Below are 15,096 nucleotides of genomic sequence, written 5' to 3' on the forward strand. Positions count from 1 at the left end.
ATGGATCAGATCGAACAATTGGGTGCAATGGCACAGCAGCTTGGCTGCGCCTATTCTTTTCACGAGCCGATGAGCCGGCACACCACGTTTCGCATCGGCGGCCCGGCAGATCTGTTTGTTTCTGCCGGCAGCCGCGAGTGTCTCAGTCAAATGGCGCGGCGTGCCAATGAGCTGGAGGTACCGTATCTGGTGATTGGGAACGGCTCCAACATGCTGGTCAGCGATGCGGGAATCCGCGGAATGGTAATCGCTTTGACCGGGGAATTCAACGAGATCACGCTGCCGCAGCCGCAGCAGGTGCGGTGCGGCGCTGGCGCACCGCTTTCGGCGTTATGTACCTTTGCGCTGGAGCATTCGCTTTCGGGTGCGGAATTCCTGTGGGGAATTCCCGGCACGGCGGGCGGCGCCGCGTTTATGAATGCCGGAGCGTACGGCGGCGAAATGAAGGATGTTTTATTTTCCTGCGAGCATATGACGCACGAAGGCGAATTCGGAGTGCTGACCGGGGCGGAGCTGGAGCTTTCTTACCGGCACAGCGCGTACAGTTATAATCAGTCCGCGATTCTGTTTTTGAATCTGCAGCTTTGTGCCGGTGATCAGGAAGAGATCCGCGCAAAGATGAACGACCTGATCGGCCGCAGGCGTTCCAAGCAGCCGCTGGAAATGCCCAGTGCGGGCAGCGTGTTCAAGCGCCCGCCGGATCATTTTGCGGGTACTTTGATCGAGCAGTGCGGCCTCAAGGGCCAGAGTGTTGGTGGTGCGGCCGTCAGCAGCAAGCATGCGGGTTTTATTGTGAATCAGGGTGACGCCACTTGTGAGGATGTACTGCGGCTGATTTCCGTGATTCAATCGACCGTTTTCAAACAAACAGGTGTAGAGCTGGAGTGTGAGATACGTAAAATCGGGCAGTGACTGGGGCGTAAAGCGAGGGGGAATTTCAAATGGAATTTATTATTGTAACCGGGCTTTCCGGCGCGGGAAAGTCCAGAGCCGTCAACGCGCTGGAGGATATCGGATTTTACTGCGTGGATAATATTCCACCGAAGCTGATTCCCACCTTTTATGACCTTTGCAGTCAGGCCAAGGAAGGGTTTCAGCGCGTCGCCGCCGTAACGGATATTCGCGGAGGCACGCTGTTCGACAGCCTTTCTGAAACGTTGGCGCTGATGCGCGAAGAGGGGAAGAAATATAAGATTCTGTTTCTCGACGCCGGCGATTCCGTTCTGATCAACCGCTTTAAGGAAACGCGGCGCAAGCACCCGCTGGCCGAGGAATACTTGGGCTCGCTGGAACAGGCCGTGCAGATGGAGCGCCAGATTTTGAAAACGGTGCGGGAGTGTTCCGATTACATTATCGACACGTCGTTTTTGTCCCCGGCCCAGCTCAAGGAGCGGATTTCAAGCCTGTTTCTGGGCGATGCCTCAGCGGCGCTGATGATACACTGCGTTTCCTTCGGCTTTAAATATGGTCTCCCGCCGGAAGCAGACCTCGTTTTTGATGTGCGGTGCCTGCCGAATCCGTTCTACGTGGAGGAATTAAAGCGCCAGACGGGCCTGGATGAACCGGTGCGCGAGTATGTCATGAAGTGGGACCAGACCAAAGGGTTTGTCACCCGGTTTCTCGATATGATCGATTACATGCTGCCGCTTTACTGCGACGAGGGCAAGAGTCAGCTGGTTATCGCGATCGGCTGCACCGGCGGCCGCCACCGTTCGGTGGCGCTCGCGCAGCTGCTGTATAACCACCTTCTCGAGAACGGGAAGCGGGCCAGCGTTAACCACAGGGACATTCATAAATAGGAGAAGCGCCATGTCATTTTCGTATGATGCAAAATCGGAAATGTGTAAAATAGAGCCGGAACAGGCCTGCTGTGAAAAAGCGGAATGCTACGGCCTTTTGCTGTGCGCAAAAAGCTTTTCTCCGATTTCGGTTTCTCTCGTAACGGAGCATCCTATGGTTGCGCGCCGGGCCGCACAGCTTGCGGCGCAGATCACGGGCGCGATTGTGGAGGTGCGCACGGCGGTGTCATACCGCCGCAGCAGCTATGCGCTGATCGTGCAGGAGGAAAGCCAGCGCAGGCAGGTGCTTTCCGCGTTCGGCCACAGCGGGAAGGAAATCAGCCTGCGGGTCAATCTGGCCAATCTGGAGAACGAATGCTGCAAAGCGGCGTTTCTGCGGGGCGTGTTTTTGTCCTGCGGCACTGTGACAGACCCGAATAAGGATTACCACCTGGAGCTGATCCTGCCTTATATGAACCTCGCAAAGGACGTTATAACGCTCCTGCGCGAGGGGATGGATTTTCATCCGGCGCTCGTCAACCGAAAGGGCGCATTTGTGGTGTATATCAAGGGCGGCGACCGAATCGCCGACCTGCTGGCCTATCTTGGCGCGGGCGGCGCGGCCATGGAGCTGATGCAGGTGCGTATGCTCAAAGAGGTGCGCAACAACGTCAACCGCAAGACTAATTTTGAAACCGCTAATATCGACAAGACTGTCGGCGCATCTGTGCGCCAGGTGGAAGCGATCGAAAAAATCCGCGATACGATCGGGTTTGAGGTTCTGCCGGAAGAGCTTCGGGAAACGGCGGAGCTTCGGTTGAAAAATCCCGAGCTTTCTCTGCGGGAGCTGGGGCAGCTGTTCCAAACGCCGGTCAGCCGCTCGGGGGTCAATCATCGGCTGCGCCGACTGATGGAGGAAGCCGAAAATCTGAAGTGATTCCCGACGGTCAAGGCTTTTTCGCTTTGACCGTCAGATTATATGCAGGCTGTGGCTTGTTGTGCCAGAGTAGGTGCTTTTCTTATTTGTGAAAGTCTTTTGTTTGCGATAAACCAGATTGTTTTTTTCAGCGGGTGCCCGCGCAAGCGGAAACCCCATGCCGGGGGCACTCGCTGAAAATTACTTTTCCTTATCAAAATAAAAAAAGAAATGAATCACCCTGGCACGAGGGATAAAATGAAAGAAATTCTTCTGCGGTAAAACCGCACGAAAAGGTTTTTGAGAAAGGAGGACAGGCACATGGGATTTGTGCATTTGCATCTGCATACGGAATACAGCCTGCTGGACGGTGCCTGCCGTATCGGGCCGTTGATGGAGGCAGTCAAGGGCCAGGGGCAAACGGCGGTGGCCGTTACCGACCACGGTGTGATGTACGGCGCGGTGGATTTTTACCGTGCCGCAAAACAAAATGGGCTCCATCCGATCATCGGGTGCGAGGTGTATGTCTCGCGCCGCACCCGTTTCGATAAGGTGCATGGGCTCGATAACGAGCCGTATCATCTGGTGCTGCTCTGCGAAAACAATACAGGGTACCAGAATCTGATTCAGATCGTCTCTCAGTCCTGGACGGAGGGCTTCTACAGCAAGCCCCGGGTTGATCTGGAGCTGCTGGAAGCGCACAGCGAGGGGCTGATCGGGCTTTCGGCGTGTCTGGCCGGGCAGATTCCCCGCCAGCTGACAAACGATGATTACGCGGCCGCGCGAGAAACTGCTCTGCGGTACCGTGACATTTTCGGCGAGGGGAATTTTTATCTCGAGATGCAGGATCACGGCATCCGCGAGCAGAAAATCGTCAACGACGGCCTGCTGCGCCTGTCCAAAGAGACCGGCATCCCGCTGGTCGCGACAAACGACTGTCATTATATCCGGCAGCAGGACAGCCGGATGCACCTGATTCTGCTTTGCATTCAGACGAACCACACGATTCAGGACCCCGATAAAATGGAGTTCGCCACCGACCAGTTTTACCTGAAAAGCGAAGAGGAAATGCGCGCGCTGTTCCCGCAGGAGGCGTGTGATAACACGGTTGTCATCGCCGAGCGCTGTCAGGTGGAATTTGAATTCGGTCACACAAAACTGCCCTCGTTCCAAACGCCGAATGGGGAAGATAATGTGGAATTCTTCCGCAGCCTGTGTTTTGAGGGGCTGCACCGTCTGTACGGCGAGCAGCCGGACCCCGCCATCACCGAGCGGCTGGAATATGAGCTGCGCGTGATCGAGAGCATGGGGTATGTCAACTATTACCTGATCGTCTACGATTTTATCCGGTATGCGAAATCTGTCGGAATTCCCGTCGGCCCGGGCAGAGGCTCGGGCGCGGGGAGTCTTGCCGCGTACTGCGTCGGCATCACCGGAATCGACCCGATCCGCTACCAGCTGCTGTTCGAGCGATTCCTCAATCCCGAGCGCGTCAGCATGCCCGATTTCGATATTGATTTCAGCGACGAGCGGCGCGGTGAAATGATCGATTATGTCGTACACAAATACGGCGCCGACCACGTGGCGCAGATCGTCACGTTTGGCACCATGGCGGCCAGAGGCTCCCTTCGCGATGTTGGCCGCGCGATGGCGATTCCCTATAATGTGGTGGATTCGGTGGCAAAGCTGGTGCCGATGGGGCTGAACGTCACGCTGGAAAAAGCACTTGCCTCTTCCTCCGAGCTGCGCACGCGCTACGATACCGATCCCCAGATTCACGAGCTGATCGATATGGCCCGCCAGGTAGAGGGAATGCCACGCAATGCATCTACGCACGCGGCGGGTGTCGTGATCACAGATCACCCCGTCAGCGAATATGTTCCCCTCGCGAAAAACGGGGAGTCCATTGTCACACAGTATACCATGACGACGCTGGAAGAGCTCGGCCTTCTGAAAATGGACTTTCTGGGGCTGCGCAACCTTTCGGTGCTCAACGACGCGCAGGAAGCGATCCGCCGGGCCGACCCGGAATTTTCGGTCTCAAAGATCCCGTTTGATGACCCCAAGGTATTTGAAATGCTCACCGCCGGCTCAACGGACGGCGTGTTCCAGTTTGAATCGGGCGGCATGCGCAATGTAATCATGCAGCTGCGCCCGGAAAACATTGAAGATTTGATCGCGGTGATCTCACTTTACCGTCCTGGGCCGATGGAATCCATCCCCCGGTATATCGAAAACCGGCACCATCCCGAGCGGGTCACCTACCGCCACCCGATGCTTTCCGATATTCTGAAGGTCACCTATGGCTGCATCGTGTATCAGGAGCAGGTGATGCAGATTTTCCGCACGCTGGCGGGGTACTCTTTTGGCCGTGCGGATATTGTGCGCCGCGCCATGTCGAAGAAAAAGGCCTCCGTCATGGAGAAGGAGCGTTCCATTTTTCTGTACGGCCTTGTGGCGGAGGACGGCACGGTGGAGGTGGATGGCTGCGTCCGCCGCGGCGTGGATGAGGAGACCGCCAAGGCGATTTTCGGCGAGATGGAGAGCTTTGCCTCCTATGCGTTCAATAAATCCCACGCGGCGGCCTACGCCACCATTTCGTATCAGACCGCGTGGCTCAAGTGCCACTACCCGCGCGAATATATGGCGGCGCTGCTCACCAGCGTGCTGGATAACACGAACAAGATCGCCGCGTATATCGCCGAGTGCAGCCGGATGGGCATCCGCGTGCTGCCGCCGAACGTCAATCAGAGCCGCCGCGGTTTTACCGTCGCGGGCCGCGATATCCGCTTCGGTCTGCTGGCAGTCAAGAACCTGGGCGACGGCTTTTTGCGCAGCCTGATTCAGGAGCGGGATGCGAACGGTAATTTCGAGTCCTTTTACCAGTTCTGTAAGCGCATGTATGGCAAGGATCTGAACCGCCGCGCGCTCGAAAGTCTGGTCAAATGCGGGGCGCTGGATTCGCTGGACTATAACCGCAACCAGATGCTCTCCAGTATCCAGTCCGTGCTCGATACGCTCGATTCCGACAAACGCCGGAACGTGGACGGCCAGCTCGGCTTTTTCGATACGCCGCAGCTGCAGTCGGAAGAGCCGACCTTTTCCATCGATCCCATGCCGGATTTCTCCGACGCGGACAAGCTTGTGATGGAAAAGGAAGTGACCGGGATGTATCTTTCCGGGCATCCGATGGGAAAATACTTGCAGATGTATGAACAGATCGGCGCAACGCCCACAGGCGAGCTGCTGGAGGAAGCCAACGAGCAGACGGGCCGCCACCAGGACGGCGAGACCCTTACGCTGTTGGGCGTCATTTCTTCGGTGAAGCTGAAGGTGACCAAAAACGGCAGCCGGATGGCGTTCACCCTGCTGGAGGATATGTACGGTTCGATCGAGCTTCTGGTGTTCCCGAATGTGCTGGAGCGGTACGGGGAGCTGGTGGCCGAGGGGAATGTCGTTGTGGTAAAGGGCCGCCTGAGCCTGGCGGAGGAAAAGGATGCAAAGCTGGTGTGCGATACGCTTTCCCCGCCGCCGCAGGCGAATGGCGATGCCGCGCCGCGTGCGGGAGCGGATGAGCAGCCCGCCGCGAAACGCAGCTCCAGCCGCCCGGGCCTGTATTTAAAGCTGCCGTCGCAGGAGAGCTTCTGCCACCGGAAAGCGCTGCAGTATATCGCGGTATTCGATGGCGCGACGCCGCTGTACCTGTATTTTGAAGATACCAAAAAGCTGATGCAGGCGCCGATGCAGTATCGCGTCAGCGTCAACGAGGTTTTGCTCGGCGCGCTGCGCGAGCTGCTGGGAGAGGAAAACGTCGCTTTGGTGCGATGATGCAACTTTTATCCATATTATGGGTATTTTCCTCCATAGTGCCGCCCGCGTGAGAATGGTATAATAATGTTATCGTAAGAAAAAAACCACAGTATCATTTTGATTCGGGAGGGTCTGAAAGATGGGGAAGAAGCAGATCGCTGTACTCACAAGCGGCGGTGACGCACCTGGAATGAACGCGGCGGTGCGTTCCGTTGTTCGAACCGCGCTCACAAGCGGAATGGGTGTTTTGGGGGTACACAGGGGCTATAACGGCCTGCTCAATTGCGATGTGGAAGAAATGAACCTGCGCAGTGTTTCTGACATTATTCACAACGGCGGAACCGTGCTTTACACTGCCCGCAGCCCGGAGTTCAATTCGCCGGAGGGTGTGCAGAAGGCGGCGGAAAACTGCCGGAAGCTGGGCATTGAGGGTCTGATTGTCATCGGCGGCGACGGTTCGTTCCGCGGCGCGCGCGACCTGACACAGGCCGGGATTCCCTGCATCGGCGTGCCGGGAACCATCGATAATGATATTGCGTGCAGCGAGTACACCATCGGTTACGACACCGCGATGAACACCGCGATGCAGATGGTAGACCGCCTGCGCGACACAACCGAATCCCACGACCGCTGCAGTGTGGTTGAGGTGATGGGCCGGCGCTGCGGAGACATTGCGCTGAATACCGGAATCGCGGTGGGCGCCATGGCGATTTTGGTGCCGGAACAGCCGTATGATTTTGAGCGCGATATTTACCAGCGGATGCAGTACACCCAGCGCATCGGCAAGCGCCACTTTATTATTGTGGTGGCGGAGGGTGCCGGGTGCCATGTGGAAGAGCTGGCGAAAGAGATTGAGAAGAATACGGGCATCGAAACCCGTGCGACGATTCTTGGCCATGTGCAGCGCGGCGGTTCGCCTTCCCTGCGCGACCGTGTTGTGGCCACGCAGATGGGTTATCATGCGGTGAAGCTGCTGGAAGACGGCGAGAGCAATCGTGTGGTAGCTATGCAGCACGGCCAGATTGTAGACTTCGACATCACAGAGGCGCTGGAAATGCTCCGAAGGTTTGATACGGAGCTGTACCGGATCGCGATGAAGGTTTCTATCTGATCATAAAAACAAAAATGCTGCTGTTCCTTTGGAACAGCAGCATTTTTTATGCCGTAGAAGCGTCGGGCCATCGCAAAGTTTTCGATGGCCTGTGTTTTCAAAGATCGGATGCAACAAAGCAGAAATCTCTGCCTCGTTCAATAGAACATTGCCAGCGAAGAGGGCAGCGCGCGAAAGGCCGCGTATGTAGTAATCGCCGTGATCACGATCCCCGTGACCGTCAGCACGCGGGAATGCCGGTATTCCTCCCCGACGATGCTCTTGTCGCGAATGCTCCACAGTGTGATGGCGAGTGTCAGCGGCAGTACAAAGCCGTTGATGACCCCGGCAATCACGAGCAGCGCGGTGGCCTTGCCGATCGTTGCAATCAGTATAGTGGCCAGCACGATGAATCCGGTAATGAACCATTTTTCGTTGCGCCCAACCACAGGGTAAAGCGTTTTTAAAAAGGATACCGAGGTGTACGACGACCCGATGATCGTCGTGATGCCCGCGCAGAAGAGTGCGACGCCGAACAGCCGTGAGCCCAGCTCGCCGGCTCCCAGCAGAAACGCCTGGGCCGCAGGATTTTCTGCAGCTTCGATCGCGGAGGACGCTGCCTGACCGCCGGCGGCGCAGACGCCGAATACCACTAAAAAGATCAGAATGCGCGAAAGACCGGTGATCCCACAGGTAAGAAGGGTGCTTTTCTGGATCCCGCGCAGATTCTCCCGGCCGGAAATCCCGGCATCCAGAAAGCGGTGCGCACCGGTATAGGCAATATAGCCGCCGGTGGAGCCGCCCAGCAGCGTAATCAGCGGAACGAGCAGCGAAAGAGGCTGCTCGGGGGAAAGCAGGCCATCAGCCACGCGATTCATGGGCGGGTGCGTCTGAAATGCCATGATCAGCAGAATGACCAGAACCATCACGCTTAACACCTGAGAGGCCCGGTTAATGCCGTTCGATGCGTTTTTGATGAGAAACAGGGAAACGGCAAGGCCGCACGAAATCAGGTAGCCCGCCTGCAGCGGCAGACCGCACACAGCGTTCAGGCCAAGGGCGGCGCCTCCCACGTTGCCGATGGCGAAGGTAAAGCCGCCAAAGGTGACCAGAATGGCGATCACGTTTCCAGAGCCGGGCAGCACCCGGTTGGCAAGCTCCTGCCCGCGCAGGCCTGAAATGCCCAGAATGCTCCAGATGTTGAGCTTTGCAATGGTATCCATTACAATCATCGCGACGACCACCGCCGCAAGGCTCTGGCCGTACTGCGCGGTAAAAAGCGAGGTCTGCACCATAAAGCCCGGCCCGATAGACGACGCGCCGGTCATAAAGGCCGCCCCGATCAGGGCCGCCCGTATTCTCTTTTGTTCGGGTTCCAGCTGACTCATTTCTTACTCCCACTCTTCTTAAGGTTGTTTTCCTCTGTGTCAATGGCCATATTTTCATCATTTTCGTTGCTTAACATTACCATATCTAAAAAAATGTTCCTTTTTGAAATTTTCAGAGTCAAAATAGAATCATAAATCATTGCTTTCAAGATGGGGAATATGGGTGAGTCCGTATTGCCCTTACAGTTATACTCAAAACATGTATTTTGCTATGATAAAAACTAAGCCGATAACGATTGTCAAAAATATAATGGTATAGAATACGAAGACATATTTGCTCATCTTCATACTGACTTCATTCAAACGCTTATCGCTATTTTTGTTGAGAAATTTTCGAAATGAATAGAACCAGGCTATTATACTCACCAGGGAAAATACGCTTACAGCCAAAGCGAGTATTTTCCATAACATCGTTTTCACCTCTCGATTGAATTAGAGCAGATAATACTTAATCTGCTCTAATTCACGCACTGGGGAAAGGTCCCGCTCTAGTATCGTACCGTTTTGCGCTGGGAAAAGCAAGAGGTACCATAAAAACAGCAGAAAAAACAAGTGTTGCAAGGAAGGAACTTGTCTGTTGCGGTTATCATTGCGCCGCCTGGCGTTAAAAGCGCAGGAATATAGAGTGTTCCTGCGCTTTTTTCTTGCTTCGCAAATTTTATCCCGAAAATCCATCGTTTTTAATTGGTCAGGCAAGACATGGAAAAACCGCACGGACATCAGAATAATTAAGGGAGAATGGAATTGGAGTCCGGCGGCAGGGCGTCCGGTCTGCGTGCGCCGCTCTGTGTTTCGGCGCTCTGTTCCGGCTCTGCCTGCCCGGCCCGGAATGGATTGTACTGCATTTCGGTCAGGTGCTTCCAGTAGCGCTTTTGCATGTGGGTCATGCGCAGGCGCAGATTTTCGCGGTCGCGGATGCTGATAGAATCGTAAAAGGTGTGCCACAGCTTGCGGTAGCGCAGCTCGGTTTCGTCCGGCTCCGGCGGCTCAAAGGCCAGCAAGGGGAGAATCTCGTGCCGCCCGTTTTGGTAAACCAGCGCCTGATCGTGGGTTTTGTCGTAGATCAAAAAGGCCTCGTTGCAAAAGCGCTGGCAAAAGTGCGGGGCCAGCAGCGGCAGCACCTGATTTTTCGGCTCGATCACCGACCACAGCGCTCCCTGCGAGACAGAGAAGCGCACAAAGCCCTGGTACTGGTGGCTTTCGTGCTGTAAGTGGAGTACAGCCTTATTTAAGGTGTGCACGGCGGGCTGCGTCATCTTGTTCATCACCGTGGGGCCGTGCCGAAAGGCAAGGCGCAGAAAGCGGAGTATCCATAGCTCTTTTTGTGGCAGGCAGGTCAAAAAGGCATGTTCCGCCAGCTCTTTTGCGCTGGAACCGATTTTGGGCAGCATCGCGTGCTTGACCCGGCCGGCCTTATTCGAGTCGGTGACGATCTCCAAAGCGGGGTACAGCGTTTGCTGTACGTCCTCGTGCGAGTACACGGCCTGCGGCAGCTCCCTGCGCTCGTACGTTTCAAACAGGCAGCACAGCAGGCCGTCCCAGCTGCCGTCGTAACGGTAATCGTAGGTCAAAGGGGTCCCGGCAGGCATTGCAAAGCCTCCTCTCCCCAAAGCTGCGGTGTCGGAGCGGGGAAGAGCGAAAGCTGCTCTCCCTGGGGCTCGTACAGCTCACGGCAGGAATCCGATACCAGCGCTCGGAGCACGGCGTCGCGGGTCAGTACAGGCGGGCGTTCGCCCCGCCCCGCGGCAACGACGAAATATCGTGCCCGCTTCATGACGACCCCAAGCTTTTTCAGATCATCTGTGCGCAGGGTTCCGCTGCGGCGCGCAGTCGTGATCCGCCGTGCGCTTTTGACCCCAATGCCCGGCACCCGCAAAATCATTTCGTAAGAGGCCCGGTTTACATCGACGGGGAACAGCTCTAAATGATTCAACGCCCAGTTACATTTCGGGTCAAGCATCGGGTGAAAGCTCTGGTGCGCTTCGTCAAGCAGCTCGTCGGCCGCAAAGCCGTAAAACCGCAGCAGCCAATCCGCCTGATACAGCCGGTGCTCGCGTAAAAGCGGCGGTTTTACTGTCAGTGCGGGCAGCAGCGGGTCGTTTGATACGGGGATATACGCCGAAAAGAAAACGCGCTTTAATTCGTAGCGTTGGTACAGCGCTTCCGTCAGCTTTAAAATCTGAAAATCGCTGTCCGGTGTTGCGCCGATGATCATCTGGGTACTTTGTCCGGCCGGCGCGAATTTGGGCGTATGGCGGTAGCGAACCAGTTCCGTGGCGTTCTCCTTGATTTTCCCCGTAATAAAGCCCATGGGCTTTAAAATATTCGTTTTGGATTTGTCCGGCGCGAGCAGCGCAAGGCTTTTCTGCGACGGCATTTCAATATTGACACTCATGCGGTCGGCCAGAGCGCCCAGCCGCCCGACTAAAAGGCTGTCCGCACCGGGGATGGCTTTGGCATGGATATATCCGTTAAAGTGGTATTCCTCGCGCAGGATGCGCAGCACCTCGATCATCCGCTCGCAGGTGTGATCGGGGTCTTTCAGAATCCCCGAGCTCAGAAACAGCCCTTCAATATAATTTCTGCGGTAAAAGTTCATGGCCAGATCCGCCAGCTCCCGCGGCTGGAAGGTGGCGCGCGGTACGTCGTTGCTCCTGCGGTTGACGCAGTATTTGCAGTCGTAAACGCAGCTGTTTGTCATCAGTACCTTTAACAGAGAAATGCACCGCCCGTCCGCCGAAAAGCTGTGGCAGATCCCGCAGGCCATCGCGTTGCCCATTCCTCCGTTTTCCGAAGCGCCCCGGTCCACTCCGCTGGAGGTGCAGGCCACGTCGTATTTCGCGGAGTCAGACAGTATTTTCAGTTTTTCCAGTGTCTGCATGCCGATATCTCCTTATCTGTCTGCTGTTATGATGCCACGGATGCAGACGGATTTACTATCGTTTATTTATATCGTGCTTTCCTACTCTCTCGGGCGCCGGAAGATGTTTTTCGGAATGCGGCGTGAAGTTATTATACTACGAACATATGTTCTTTGTAAAGAGCGAAAAGCAGGATATACTAAAAAAGTTCAATTTTAAGCCGGAGAAAGAGGCGATTGCTTTTCCTATTTGCCAAACTGGGAAAAAGTGGTATACTGCAATAGAACAAATGAACCACAGTGGTGTGTTGCTGAGGCTGTGGTATGTATCCGGCAGGAGGGATTATTATGAAAAATGACATCAGAAAAATTGTATTGGTCGGCACGGGCTTTGTTGGAATGAGTTTTGCGTATGCGCTGCTGAATCAGACCGCATGCGATGAGCTGGTGCTGATTGACATCGATACCCGGCGCGCGGAAGGGGAAGCGATGGACTTGAATCACGGCGTCGCGTTCTCCGGCTCCCATATGAAAATCTATGCCGGAACCTATTCGGACTGCAAGGATGCGGATATTGTGGCGATCTGCGCGGGCGTGGCGCAGAAGCCAGGGGAGACCCGCATCGATCTTCTGCAGCGCAACACGGCGGTGTTCCGTTCCGTGGTCGGCCCGGTGGTGGATTCCGGCTTTGGCGGGATTTTCCTCATCGCGACAAACCCCGTAGACATCATGGCTCACGTGACCCAGAAGCTTTCCAGGTTTGACCCCCGCCGAGTGATCGGCTCCGGCACCACGCTCGACAGTGCGCGCCTGCGCTATCTTCTCGGCAGCTACCTGAGAACAGACCCACGGAATGTACATGCCTATGTGATGGGCGAGCACGGCGACAGTGAATTTGTGCCGTGGTCACAGGCAATGGTCGGCACAAAGCCGGTTCTGAAAATCGTGGAGGAGTCACCCGAGAAATTCTCCCTCGATGATCTGCAGAACATCAGCGAGGAAGTAAAAAACGCCGCGCAGAAGATTATCGCGGCGAAGAAATCAACGTATTATGGAATTGGTATGTCGATGGTGCGGATTGCCAAGGCGATTTTCGGCGATGAAAACAGCATCCTGACGGTTTCGACCCTGCTGAATGGGGAGTATGGGGAAAGCGATGTGTACATCGGCGTTCCCTGCTTTGTCAACCGGGAAGGCGTCGCCGGAATTCTGGAGGTTTCGCTCACAGAAAAAGAGCTTGAAAAATTCAAGCTCTCCTCAGGTGTTCTGAAAGATGCCTTTGGCGGCATCCGTTTTGAAGAATAACCGTTACAGAACGGCGATCATCTCAATTTCGACCAAAGCGCCCTTCGGCAGACCGGAAACCTGCACGCAGGAGCGGGCCGGATAGGGCTTTTCAAAATAGGTGGCGTACAGCTCGTTCAGGGCCGCAAAATCGTTCAGGTCGGTGATAAAGACATTGACCTTCACTACCTTGGAAAAATCGGTTCCGGCCTGCTCCAGAACGGCCTTCAGGTTTTCAAATACGCGGGTACCCTGTTCCTTGATACCGCCCTGTACCAGAGCACCGGTGGCGGGATCGATCGGAATCTGACCGGAAGTATACAACGTGTTCCCAATCAGCACAGCCTGAGAATAGGGGCCGATGGCTGCCGGAGCCTTGTTGGTGGCGATTTCTTTCTTTTGCATTTCAGAATCCTCCTGACAAATTATGGATCAATCACACGTCGGGTGCGGCGCAAAGGTCCGCATGATCCCGGCGTGGAGGACTGTCAGTTTTCGCTGGCCCAAAAAGAAACAGCCAGCATTCCGGGCCCAACGTGCGCGCCGATCACCGGGCCGATATCGCACAGGATGATCTCCTTTGGGCGAAAACGTTCGCGGATTTCAACCTTTAACTGCTTGGCGTCTTTTTCGCTGTTGCCATGCCCGACCAGAATGACCTGCTCCGCGGGGTTGATGCCGGTTTGGGCGATCCGCTCAATCAGGGCGTCCATCGATTTTCTGCGTCCGCGCACCTTCATCGCGGCAACGAGCTTGCCCTCGCTGTCCACGTGCAATATGGGCTTGATGCCGAGCGCCGAGCCCGCCAGTGCGGCAACAGATGAGATTCGTCCGCCGCGGCGCAGATGGTTCAGGTCGTCTACAGTAAACCACTGGGCAACGTGCAGATGGCTCTGCTGGGCCCATGCGACCATTTCGTCGATCGTCAGGCCTTCCTGCTTTTTCTGGGCGGCCAAAAGCACAAACAGCCCCTGGCCGATCGAAGCGCACAGGGAATCGATACAGACGACCCGCTGACCGGGATATTTTTCCTCCAATTCCGCCGCCACGATGAGGGAAGACTGGTAGGTACCGCTCAGGCCCGAAGTAAAGCTCAGGTACAGCACGTCCATACCGGCCTCCAGTATGGCCTCGAAATATTTAAAATAGGTGAGCTGGTTGATCTGCGAGGTAGACGGGGTTTCTCCCGCTGTCATCCGCTCGTAAAAGGTGGTCAGGCTCATTTCTCGCGCATCAGGATAATGCTGATACAGAGTTCCGCCGATCTGAAATTCCATCGGGATGACCCGAACGTTCAGCTTTTCCAAAACCTCTGCGGGAAGGTCGCAGGTCGCGTCTGTGATTAAGGCATAGTCTTTCAATCAGATGGCCTCCTCTAAAAGCCAGGGCTCTGTGCTCCCCTGAATTTGAATCGTTTTATTTAAGACCCGCCGGGGGACATCCCTGCCGGGCTGATAGATCATTGTGCTATTTTGTTATTATAACAGAATAAACACCTCTTGGGCAGTATTTGAAGTTGCCTTTTTTCAAAAAATAGCTTATTCTGTTTGAATGTTCTCTCATAAAACGAAAGCTTGTTTTCGCATTATTCCGTGACAGATAATCCTTTTCGTTCGGCAGGGGTCTTTCGTTTATGATGGAGCAGGTGGCTTTCTCTGCGGCTTTTTCGCGATGTGCGTACAGGTTCAGCCTGTCTGCTGGCGCAGGGCTTGCCCCTCATGCCGGGGCGGGCACTTACTTTCGCTGCGAGGCGAAAGTAAGCAAAGACTCGCCAAAGGACACCTTTGGAATCCGTTTTGGGGAACAGTTCCTGTAAGTGCAAACGACAGCTACTGAAAAGGCGCTCCAATGAAAATGCCCACTCTCCGAGTTCCATCTGGAAATAAGCTTAACAGTCTCGTCTGTCGGCGGGCATTTTCAGAGCGCTCTCGTCGGCTCGCAGTTTTTGGATGCGGCTTCGCCGCATTTCT

The 15,096-nt window shown here is 55.4% G+C and carries 11 protein-coding genes; 6 read left to right on the forward strand and 5 right to left on the reverse strand.

The features are described 5' to 3' along the window. From murB to pfkA, 5 genes are all read left to right on the forward strand, one after another. The gene (murB, locus tag HMPREF1141_RS06420; protein ID WP_009062262.1) at positions 1–912 is read left to right on the forward strand and encodes a UDP-N-acetylmuramate dehydrogenase; all 912 of its coding nucleotides are present in this window, start codon (positions 1–3) and stop codon (positions 910–912) included. Positions 913–941: 29 nt separating this feature from the next. Beyond that, the gene (gene rapZ / locus HMPREF1141_RS06425; RefSeq protein WP_009062264.1) at positions 942–1,799 is read left to right on the forward strand and encodes an RNase adapter RapZ; all 858 of its coding nucleotides are present in this window, start codon (positions 942–944) and stop codon (positions 1,797–1,799) included. A 10-nt stretch (positions 1,800–1,809) separates the two neighbouring features. Next, a complete protein-coding gene (gene whiA, locus HMPREF1141_RS06430) occupies positions 1,810–2,715 on the forward strand; it encodes a DNA-binding protein WhiA (protein WP_009062311.1) in 906 nt (301 codons plus the stop codon). A gap of 300 nt (positions 2,716–3,015) precedes the next feature. Continuing rightward, the gene (locus HMPREF1141_RS06435) at positions 3,016–6,522 is read left to right on the forward strand and encodes a DNA polymerase III subunit alpha (RefSeq protein ID WP_009062378.1); all 3,507 of its coding nucleotides are present in this window, start codon (positions 3,016–3,018) and stop codon (positions 6,520–6,522) included. 121 nt (positions 6,523–6,643) lie between these two features. Next, positions 6,644–7,615, forward strand: a complete 972-nt coding sequence (gene pfkA / locus HMPREF1141_RS06440; protein ID WP_009062245.1) for a 6-phosphofructokinase — start codon at positions 6,644–6,646, stop codon at positions 7,613–7,615. A gap of 137 nt (positions 7,616–7,752) precedes the next feature. Here the strand turns inward: pfkA and HMPREF1141_RS06445 are convergent, their stop codons facing one another. From HMPREF1141_RS06445 to HMPREF1141_RS06460, 3 genes are all read right to left on the reverse strand, one after another. Further along, entirely contained in the window at positions 7,753–8,982 is a 1,230-nt protein-coding gene (locus HMPREF1141_RS06445) for an NRAMP family divalent metal transporter (RefSeq protein WP_009062259.1), read from the reverse strand. A gap of 728 nt (positions 8,983–9,710) precedes the next feature. Further along, positions 9,711–10,571, reverse strand: a complete 861-nt coding sequence (locus HMPREF1141_RS06455; RefSeq protein WP_009062307.1) for a TIGR03915 family putative DNA repair protein — start codon at positions 10,569–10,571, stop codon at positions 9,711–9,713. Continuing rightward, a complete protein-coding gene (locus tag HMPREF1141_RS06460) occupies positions 10,550–11,863 on the reverse strand; it encodes a putative DNA modification/repair radical SAM protein (protein WP_009062278.1) in 1,314 nt (437 codons plus the stop codon). The genes HMPREF1141_RS06455 and HMPREF1141_RS06460 overlap by 22 nt, the downstream gene beginning before the upstream one ends. 327 nt (positions 11,864–12,190) lie before the next feature. On the opposite strand from HMPREF1141_RS06460, the gene HMPREF1141_RS06470 reads away from it, so the two are divergent. Next, the gene (locus HMPREF1141_RS06470) at positions 12,191–13,147 is read left to right on the forward strand and encodes an L-lactate dehydrogenase (RefSeq protein ID WP_009062334.1); all 957 of its coding nucleotides are present in this window, start codon (positions 12,191–12,193) and stop codon (positions 13,145–13,147) included. A 3-nt stretch (positions 13,148–13,150) separates the two neighbouring features. Here the strand turns inward: HMPREF1141_RS06470 and HMPREF1141_RS06475 are convergent, their stop codons facing one another. After that, positions 13,151–13,531, reverse strand: coding sequence for a RidA family protein (locus HMPREF1141_RS06475; protein ID WP_009062352.1), 381 nt, complete (start codon positions 13,529–13,531; stop codon positions 13,151–13,153). An 83-nt stretch (positions 13,532–13,614) separates the two neighbouring features. Further along, positions 13,615–14,487, reverse strand: coding sequence for a DegV family protein (locus HMPREF1141_RS06480; RefSeq protein WP_009062238.1), 873 nt, complete (start codon positions 14,485–14,487; stop codon positions 13,615–13,617). Positions 14,488–15,096: the final 609 nt, after the last annotated feature.

The sequence above is a fragment of the Clostridium sp. MSTE9 genome, assembly GCF_000277625.1.
Classification (GTDB): domain Bacteria; phylum Bacillota; class Clostridia; order Oscillospirales; family Acutalibacteraceae; genus Faecalispora; species Faecalispora jeddahensis.